Source organism: Dyella silvatica, from assembly GCF_026283955.1.
In the GTDB taxonomy this organism is placed as follows: Bacteria; Pseudomonadota; Gammaproteobacteria; order Xanthomonadales; family Rhodanobacteraceae; genus Dyella_C; species Dyella_C silvatica.
The window spans coordinates 1-7,379 of the sequence record NZ_JAPDPE010000168.1 but is presented as its reverse complement, the minus strand read 5'-3'; the positions used below and the strand labels follow the sequence as shown (position 1 = coordinate 7,379).

General features: G+C 62.6%; 8 protein-coding genes and 1 pseudogene. 4 read left to right on the top strand and 5 right to left on the bottom strand.

Features of this window, described 5'->3' with window-relative positions:
* A pseudogene (locus OUZ52_RS21540) lies at positions 1–1,495 on the top strand (bifunctional [glutamate--ammonia ligase]-adenylyl-L-tyrosine phosphorylase/[glutamate--ammonia-ligase] adenylyltransferase); the annotation flags it as partial.
* A 78-nt stretch (positions 1,496–1,573) separates the two neighbouring features.
* On the opposite strand, the gene OUZ52_RS21535 reads toward OUZ52_RS21540, so the two are convergent.
* The 5 genes from OUZ52_RS21535 to OUZ52_RS21515 form a co-directional block, all read right to left on the bottom strand.
* Positions 1,574–2,953, bottom strand: a complete 1,380-nt coding sequence (locus tag OUZ52_RS21535; protein WP_266160648.1) for a DNA polymerase Y family protein — start codon at positions 2,951–2,953, stop codon at positions 1,574–1,576.
* Positions 2,954–3,087: 134 nt separating this feature from the next.
* Positions 3,088–3,498, bottom strand: a complete 411-nt coding sequence (locus tag OUZ52_RS21530; RefSeq protein WP_266160647.1) for a hypothetical protein — start codon at positions 3,496–3,498, stop codon at positions 3,088–3,090.
* A gap of 51 nt (positions 3,499–3,549) precedes the next feature.
* Positions 3,550–4,038, bottom strand: a complete 489-nt coding sequence (locus OUZ52_RS21525) for an Mpo1 family 2-hydroxy fatty acid dioxygenase (protein WP_266160646.1) — start codon at positions 4,036–4,038, stop codon at positions 3,550–3,552.
* Positions 4,038–4,370 (bottom strand): DMT family transporter, encoded by a 333-nt coding sequence (locus OUZ52_RS21520; protein WP_266160645.1) that lies wholly within the window; start codon positions 4,368–4,370, stop codon positions 4,038–4,040. The genes OUZ52_RS21525 and OUZ52_RS21520 overlap by 1 nt, the downstream gene beginning before the upstream one ends.
* Before the next feature lie 23 nt (positions 4,371–4,393).
* Positions 4,394–5,290 carry a phosphoribosylaminoimidazolesuccinocarboxamide synthase gene (locus OUZ52_RS21515; RefSeq protein ID WP_425493903.1) on the bottom strand — a complete coding sequence of 299 codons (897 nt, stop codon included), beginning with the start codon at positions 5,288–5,290 and terminating at the stop codon, positions 4,394–4,396.
* A 117-nt stretch (positions 5,291–5,407) separates the two neighbouring features.
* On the opposite strand from OUZ52_RS21515, the gene OUZ52_RS21510 reads away from it, so the two are divergent.
* From OUZ52_RS21510 to rpe, 3 genes are all read left to right on the top strand, one after another.
* Positions 5,408–5,719 (top strand): c-type cytochrome, encoded by a 312-nt coding sequence (locus OUZ52_RS21510; RefSeq protein WP_266160639.1) that lies wholly within the window; start codon positions 5,408–5,410, stop codon positions 5,717–5,719.
* Positions 5,716–6,519: a co-chaperone DjlA gene (gene djlA, locus OUZ52_RS21505; RefSeq protein ID WP_266160638.1), complete on the top strand. Its 804-nt coding sequence runs from the start codon at positions 5,716–5,718 to the stop codon at positions 6,517–6,519. The genes OUZ52_RS21510 and djlA overlap by 4 nt, the downstream gene beginning before the upstream one ends.
* Positions 6,520–6,759: 240 nt before the next feature.
* Positions 6,760–7,379 (top strand): ribulose-phosphate 3-epimerase (rpe, locus tag OUZ52_RS21500; RefSeq protein ID WP_266160637.1); only part of this gene is annotated, 620 nt, incomplete at its 3' end.

Below are 7,379 nucleotides of genomic sequence, written 5' to 3'. Positions count from 1 at the left end.
CCATGGGATTGGGTCATGCGAGCTGGTCGGCATTGGCTGAAGTATTGAGTCACCATCGCGCCATCGTCAGTGAAGAATTCGCGGCGGTGTTGATGCCGCAAGGCGGTCGCACCGCCAGTGTGCCAGTAGCCGATGTGGTGCTATGGCAAGCGGTTTGCGCGGGCACCAGCCAGGCTGCCGCTTTCGAAGCGTCCGGATTTACACCGGGGGCGGAGGTGGCCGAGGCGCTGATGAAATTACCGCAGGCGGCTGCGGTGCGTGCGATGTCGGGGCAATCGCGCGAGCGGCTGGATCGGCTGATGCCACAGTTGCTGATTGCCGCGCGCGAAAGCACAGCGCCGGTAGCTTGTTTGCTACGGCTATGCCGATTGGTGCTGGCGGTGGCGCGGCGTTCGTCGTATCTGGCCTTGCTGGAAGAGCAGCCGGCAGCGCGCAAGCGATTGGCTGGGCTGTTTGCCGGTAGTGCCTTTCTGGCTGAGCGGGTGATTGCACAACCGCTATTGCTCGATGACGTGCTTGATCCGCGCATCGATCAATTGCCGCTTAAGCGTGCCGATATCAGCGCGGAAATCACCCGCGTATTGGCGACGCTGGATGAGCGCGAGGCCGAGGCCGAGTTAGAGCGCATCAATGAATTCAAATCAAGTATCGCGTTCCGTTTGGGCCTGGCATTTAACGATGGCCGCGCCGACGCCGTGGCAACATCACGCCGTTTGGCTGCGCTGGCTGAATCGGTGGTGCTGGCGGTGACGGCCTTGGCCGAGCGCGAGTTGATTGCGCAGCATGGCCGCTTGCCCGGCGACGGCTCCGGTTTTGCGGTACTTGGCTACGGCAGCCTGGGTGGCGAGGAGCTTGGCTTCGCGTCGGATCTGGACCTGGTGTTTGTCTATGACGGCAAGCGCGCGCATGCGATGAGTGACGGCGCACGTCCGCTGGAGGGGGCGCGCTGGTATCAACGGCTGGTGCAACGCGTGGTGAACTGGTTGACCGTGCTCACTCGCGCCGGCCGTTTGTATGAGGTGGATACGCGACTACGCCCAGATGGCTCCAAGGGTTTGCTGGTCGGCAGCCTGGATGCCTTTACCGCCTATCAACAAAGCCGCGCCTGGACCTGGGAGCATCAAGCGCTGCTGCGCGCGCGCCCGGTGGCCGGTGACCTAGGCTTGATGGGCGAGCTGGCCGAGGTGCGGCGCCAGGTATTGGCGGTGCCACGCGATCGCGCGGCGGTGTTGCACGAGGTCAGCAGCATGCGAACGAAAAGCCCGCTTTGCTCGCCATCACGGCGAACGCTTCCCTGATCGATGCATGCCGTGAAGCCGGTTTGCTCGATGTGGATCAGGCCGCGGTATTCACTACGGCACATGCCGAACTGTTGCGGCGCGCGCTGGCTTGTACGCTGGATCTGCGTTCGCGGATCGCGCCGCGTGACAGCGAGCTTGAGCAGATAAGCGCCGCGGTGCGAGAGGTTACCGGGGTATTGGGCTTGGCTTTTTAGCGCAAGGCTTTAGCCCTTCCAGCCTCCCCGAAAAGACAGGGTTGGGGAGGGGGCTGGTTTGCGACAAGGTTAAAATTCTCAGCTCTTTTTATCAGGCCCTTTGCGTTCCTGCGCTTGCCTGCGATGCGCGCCTTCGGCCAGGACCTTGGCTCGATTCAGTGATTGCAGCCACAGCGCATGATGTTGGGCATCGTTGTCGCGTTGTTCGTTTTCGCTGGCGCTATCGGGAATGCGATTGAAGGGGATGCGCATAGGGGCGGCATCGTGATCGAGCGCGGTCTGCATGCTGCCGAAGTAAACCTTGTTGTAGCCGAACTTGGCATTGATGCGATCGATTACCGAGTCGACTTTGCGTGTTTCATCGGCGGGTGCGAACAGTGAGCCGCTGCTCTGCGTACGTTCGATCAACCGGTACAGGGTGACGCTGACGGATAGCGGTGTGGCCCGCGCAGGGCCAGGGAGCAGGCGGCCTTGGCTGCGCTGGCCATCGATCATCTGGCTAAGCATGCGCAGCAGGTCGCGGCTGTCGTCGGTGGGATCGAAATTGAGATCACCCTCCCAGCGTTCGTCGTGGCCGATATAGCGGATGCGCACCGCCAAGGCACCACTAAGCATGTCGAAGCGACGCAATCGCATCGCCGCCTTCACCAGCAGTTTTTTCAACACCGCACGGGCACCCGAAGGGTTGCGTAGCTCTGGTCCCAGCACATGCGAGTGGCCGAGCGAGCTGCGTGAGGTTTCAGCGACCGGCAGCCACGCACCGCGCAGCAAGCCCCACATGCGCTCTCCTTCGATACCGCCCCAGGCATGTCGCAGTACGTGCTTCCCGGCGGCGGTGAGCTGCGCGATGGTAGTGATGCCGTCGTCGTGCAGGCGTCGTTCCATCGAGGGGCCGATGCCGCACAGATCGCGTAGTGCCAGCGTGTGCAGTATCTGCGGCAGGTCTGCGGTTTCGATCACGGTGAGGCCGTCGGGTTTGCGCATGTCCGAAGCGGTCTTGGCGAGAAAGTCATTGGGCGCAATGCCGATCGAGCAACGAATCGCGCCGCCGGGTGCGGCCAGGGCAATTTCTTCCTTCACCTGCTGCGCGACCTGCACGGCGACGTCGCGCTGGCGCTGCCGGCCAACCAGTTCGCAGGCCATTTCATCGATTGAGCCGACGCGGGCAATCGGGATGGCCCGATCAATCGCCTTGCATAGCGTGTTGTGCCAGGCCACATAGCGCTCTGGTCGTGCCAGGCGAATGACGATGTCGGGGCAGCGCTGCCTGGCCTCGCGCACCAGGGTGCCGGTGCCGATGCCGAAGGCCTTCGCTTCATAGCTGGCGGCAATCAAGCAGGTGGTATCGGCCTCGACCGGCACCACGCCGACCGGGCGCCCGCGCAGCGTGGGATCCTCGTGCTGTTCGACCGAGGCGAAGTAGCTGTTGAAGTCGATGAACAGGCTGCGCAATGTCATGGGTATCGCATCAAGGGCAGGCTGGCCGGTATAGCTTGCGCCTGTCTCGCGGCGGGAGACAGTGCGCTGCGACATGCGCGGTGCGGGCGCGTGCCGACGGTGTCAGGGCGGTGGCTAGATAGGGTCTGCTGCGATTACGAGGCCAGGCTGGTCGCCGCGCCAAAGGCAATCGCCATGATGACGGCCACGGCCATGCAGGCGCTGGTAGGCCGGATGCGCCGCGCGTCGACCCGCGGGATCAGGCGCCAAAGCAAGGCCACGCCGACCAGCATGTCGATCACCAGCGCGCCACGCAGCAGGCCGGAGGCGAGCAAGGGCGCAAACGGCGGGCGCACGTGCCCTTCATGCATGGCGACGCCGGCGATCAGCAACAGGCCGAACATATTCCACAACAGGCAGGCAAGGTAGGTGCGATTAAACACCACCGCACAACGCTCACTCCAACGCAGTACCACCCAGGCGATCAGCGCGATGAATAGCGCGCCGATGCTGCTGTAGAGCACCCACCAGAGCAGGCTGCTTATCAAGGTGAGTACGGTGGTCATGCATATCCTTGGAGCAGGTCTGGTTGAGGCACGGTTCTATTGAGCTACGTTTTAAATGCTGAAGCGGCGAAGCAGCTTGTCCATCAGCCAGGCGGGGCCGATCAACAGGTAGGCGAGGTCGGTGAGAAAGCTCGGGCGACGCCCTTCAATGGCATGGCCGATGAACTGGCCGATCCAGGCGACGATAAACACGCCCAGCGCCAACCAGCGCAGCGATGCCGGGCCGATCTGTTGATAGATAAGCTCGGTGAGCACGGCCATGGCGGCGAGCGCGATCAGCAAGGCCCCGCCAAGCCGGTGCGATTGTTTCCAATACCAGGCAAAGGCCAGCACCAGCACGCCGACAGCGACAAAGCCGGGGCGGCCAAGCGTGGCTGGCACGGGCACCGTCCATAGCAGGGCGATCACGCACCACACGATCAGCGGTACGCAAATCCAGTGCAAAAAACGGTTGGTCGGGTTTTGGTGATCCTGGCTGTAGTTATTGAGCCAGGTCTGGATGTCGCGTGGGCCGGTTTGCTTGCTGTTGTCTGCGTTCATCAGTGCGCTCCGCTTTTGGAGAACAGGTTCAACACCAGTACCCCGGCCACGATCAGGCTAATGCCCAGGATCGCCGCCGGATCGAGTTTCTGACGATAAGCGATGACACCGATCAAGGCGATCAACACGGTGCCAGCGCCAGACCACACCGCGTAAGCAATGCCGATCGGGATGTGGCGCAAGGTAAGGCTGAGAAAATAGAACGCGGTGCCATAGCCTGCGACCACGACCACACTCGGCAGCAGCCGGCTGAAGCCGGCAGAGGCTTTCAGTGCGCTGGTGCCGATGACTTCGGCGAGGATGGCGATGGCAAGCAGAAGCCAGGCGTTCATGCGGGTACTCGGAGCAGAGCGGTTCAGTCCAGTTTGAGCCCGGCCAACCGCTGCAGCGCTTCGGCGTACTTGGCGGCGGTGCCGGAGATCACCTCGGCGGGCACGTGCGGGCCCGGCGCTTGTTTGTTCCAGCCCTGGGCTTCCAGGTAGTCGCGCACGAACTGCTTGTCGTAGCTGGGCGGGCTGATGCCGATGCGGTATTCCTCGGCGGGCCAGAAGCGCGAAGAGTCCGGCGTCAGCATCTCGTCCATCACGTAGAGCGTGCCCTGCTCATCGGTGCCGAATTCAAGCTTGGTATCGGCAATGATGATGCCGCGCTCGGCGGCATAAGCTGCGGCCCACTGATAAATGGTGAGGGTGGCGGTACGCACCTGCTCGGCCAGATCAGTGCCGACAGCGGCGATGACGGCGTCGAAGCTAACGTTTTCATCGTGGTCGCCCACGGCAGCCTTGGTCGATGGGGTGAAAATCGGTTCGGCCAATTGCTGAGCCTGCTTCAGGCCCGCCGGCAGTGAGATGCCGCATAGCGAGCCGCTGGCGAGGTAGTCCTTCCAGCCGGAGCCGATCAGGTAGCCGCGGGCGATCGCCTCGACCGGCACGGGCTTGAGCCGGCGGGTAACCACGGCGCGTTTTTCATACAGGGCCAGATCGGTGCCAGCCGGTAAAACCTCGGCTAGCGGCACGTCGAGCAAGTGATTCGGCATCAGGTGCGCGGTTTTGCCGAACCAGAAATTGGAGATCTGGGTAAGCATTTCGCCCTTGCCCGGAATCGGGTCGGGCAGCACCACATCGAATGCCGACAGGCGGTCGGTGGCCACGATCAATAGCCGGTTACCGGGCAGGGCATAGACGTCGCGGACCTTGCCGCGGTGGATCAGGTCCAGGCCGGGCAGGTTCGATTGCAGCAAAGTCGTGGGCACGAGAGGCATTCCAGAAAGGGGCGGACAGGCGCGCCATTGTAACGGCTGACACGCAACAGTCAGGAAAGATCGAGACACGCTGGTAGAATCACCGACTTTTAACCCTGTCGATTGCCGATGCGAACCGTATTGATCGCGGCATGCTGTCTGGTTGCCGCCCTGCCTGCCCTCGCCAGCGCCCCGGTCAAGCCGGCGCGCCTGGGCTTGTGCGCGGCTTGCCATGGCGAAACCGGTATGGCGCAGATCCCTGGTGCCCCCCATTTGGCCGGGCAAAAGGCGGATTACCTACGAGAGGCCCTGAAGCAGTACCGCGATGGCCGCCGCAATGTGCCACTGATGCGCGCCGCGATCGGCCCGGTCAGTGAAGCCGACCTGGATGAGCTGGCGCGCTGGTATAGCGCGCAGTCACCGCAGCAGGGGCAGCCATGAACCTTAGCTGGACCCTGTGGCTGGCGTTTCTCGGCCTGATCCTCGGACACGGCTTACCCGGTGCCATTGTCGGTGGTGTCAGTGGTTTTATCATCGATAGCCTGCGCCAAAGCCAGCGCCGCCGCGCCACCCCGGAAGTCGGCGGGTTTATCGGCCCGTTGTTTGCTTTGCTGGGCGCGGTGGCCAAATCGGATGGGCGGGTTTCCGAGGCCGAAATTGCGATTGCCGAGCGTTTGATGGCGCGCATGGGCCTGGACGCCGAGCAGCGTAAGCAGGCAGTCACCAGCTTCAATGCCGGCAAGCAACCTGAGTTCAATGTGACCCCGGCCATCGACGGTTTGCGCCAATGGGTCGGCATGCGCCGCGATCATGCTTTCCCGGTGCTCGATGTGGTGATCGAAACCGTGCTGGCCGAGGGCAACCCGCCGCCGGAGAAGATGTCCATCCTGCGCCAGCTGGCCTTCGCGCTGCGGGTCAGCGATATGGAGCTGATGGCGTTGATGGCGATGAAAGGCTATGCCTGGAACGCCGGCACCGGCGGCCAGCGCGGTCATGGCTCCAATGGCAGCTATGTGCCGCCGCAACGTAATACCCAGGGGCCCGACCCGTATACCGTGCTGGGCATTGATCGCAGCGTGGACGATCGCGCGGTAAAGCGCGCCTATCGCAAGCTGATCTCCGAACACCACCCCGATCGCCTCGGCGATTTGCCCGAAGATATGCGTCGTCGCGCTGAGTCACGCGCGAGTGAGATCAATGCGGCGTATGAGCGTATTAAGAGTGATCGTGGGTTTAAGTGATGTAAGAGCGGGGAACAGGGAATGGGGAACAGGGAACGTGACGTCCGAGTGGTGATTGCGGTGCTGCGTTCTTTTCGATCTTTTTGATGTTTGTTTGTTTTAGCTCTTGCTTTTCCGCTTCTGCTTTTTAGGCTTTTCCCCGTTCCCCGTTCCCCGTTCCCCGTTCCCCGTTCCCCGTTCCCCGTTCCCCGTTCCCCGTTCCCCGTTCCCCGTTCCCCGTTCCCGTCCCAGGCCATCGCCATGAGCAAACAACAGCACGTCATCGCCCCTTCCATCCTCTCCGCTGATTTTGCGCGGCTGGGTGAGGACACGGCCAAAGCGTTGGCGGCGGGCGCGGACTGGGTGCATTTCGACGTGATGGACAACCACTACGTACCCAATCTCACGATGGGTCCGATGGTGCTGAAGTCGTTGCGCGACTACGGCATCACTGCGCCGATCGACGTGCATTTGATGGTCAAGCCGGTGGATCGCATCGTGCCGGATTTCGCCAAGGCAGGCGCTACGCTGATCAGCTTTCATCCGGAGGCCAGTGAGCACGTCGATCGCACCATTGGCCTGATCAAAGAGTCGGGGTGCCAGGCGGGTTTGGTGTTCAATCCGGCCACGCCGCTGAACTGGCTCGATTATGTGATCGATAAGCTCGATCTGGTGCTGATCATGTCGGTGAACCCGGGCTTTGGCGGGCAGAAGTTCATTCCCGGCGCTTTGGACAAGCTGCGTGAAGCACGCCGCCGCATCGACGACAGTGGCCGGGCGATTCGCCTGGAGGTGGATGGTGGCGTGACTGCCGACAACATCGGCCAGATCGCTGCGGCTGGCGCGGATACCTTCGTGGCGGGCTCGGCCATCTTTAATGC